The sequence below is a fragment of the Loktanella sp. F6476L genome, from assembly GCF_023015725.1.
Taxonomy (GTDB): Bacteria; Pseudomonadota; Alphaproteobacteria; order Rhodobacterales; family Rhodobacteraceae; genus Yoonia.
In genome coordinates this window covers 1-726 of sequence record NZ_JALKAR010000038.1, presented here as the reverse complement: position 1 = coordinate 726, position 726 = coordinate 1, and the positions used below count along the sequence as shown (strand labels likewise).

Here is a 726-nt window from a genome sequence, read left to right as displayed (position 1 = left end):
GAATATATCAATGGCTTCTACAATCCGCGCCGCCGACACTCAGCACTGGGCTGGAAAAGCCCCGTCGCTTTCGAACGGAAAGCGGCATAAACGAGCACTTGGGGCGGCACGAAAGCGCGACAGGTCCATTTGTACGCTTGGTCCGTTGGTCAAATGGGATCTCCATTCGCTCGTCTATAAGCGCACATGGGTGTGCGGGGACACTTGTCTTGCTGATCTGGACCTCATTGCTCAAGGAGGCGGCATATACGATTAAGTTGGCACGGGCTTGAGACATCAAACTCATACCGCGACCGCTTCCACCTTGCTCGAGTAGACTTTTGGCTTGTGATAGTTCGCTGAAGCAAAGCTGCGCCAATCAATGCCTTCAAAAAGAGCTTCAAATTGTGCCTTTGACATTGTCATGGTCCTATCTGTTAATTTTGGCCAGACGAACTCGCTTCCCTCGATTCTCTTGTAGATGAGAACCAGCCCGGTTCCGTCCAACACCAGAACCTTGATCTTGTCTTTACTCTTAGAGCGGAACACAAAGAACGCCCCAGTAATTGGGTCCAGAGCGAATTTGTTAATCACATAGCCAGCTAGGCCATCCATGCCCTTACGAAAATCAACGGGATGGGTGGCCAAGTAGACTTTATATGAGCCTGACGGATAAATCATGAGAACCGCCCGACAACCGCGACAAGCTTTGTTAGGTTCGCTTCGGAAATGGCCACGGAGAATTCA

Annotated in this window: 1 protein-coding gene; it reads right to left on the bottom strand. The window is 50.6% G+C overall.

Going from position 1 to position 726, the window contains the following annotated elements:
- Positions 1 to 282 precede the first annotated feature (282 nt).
- The gene (gene tnpB / locus MWU61_RS19645; RefSeq protein ID WP_247130173.1) at positions 283 to 660 is read right to left on the bottom strand and encodes an IS66 family insertion sequence element accessory protein TnpB; all 378 of its coding nucleotides are present in this window, start codon (positions 658 to 660) and stop codon (positions 283 to 285) included.
- Positions 661 to 726 lie beyond the last annotated feature (66 nt).

Bases quoted from the DNA above. Each gene is read 5' to 3' on its own strand.
- tnpB (WP_247130173.1), bottom strand. From the start codon at position 660: ATGATTTATCCGTCAGGCTCATATAAAGTCTACTTGGCCACCCATCCC.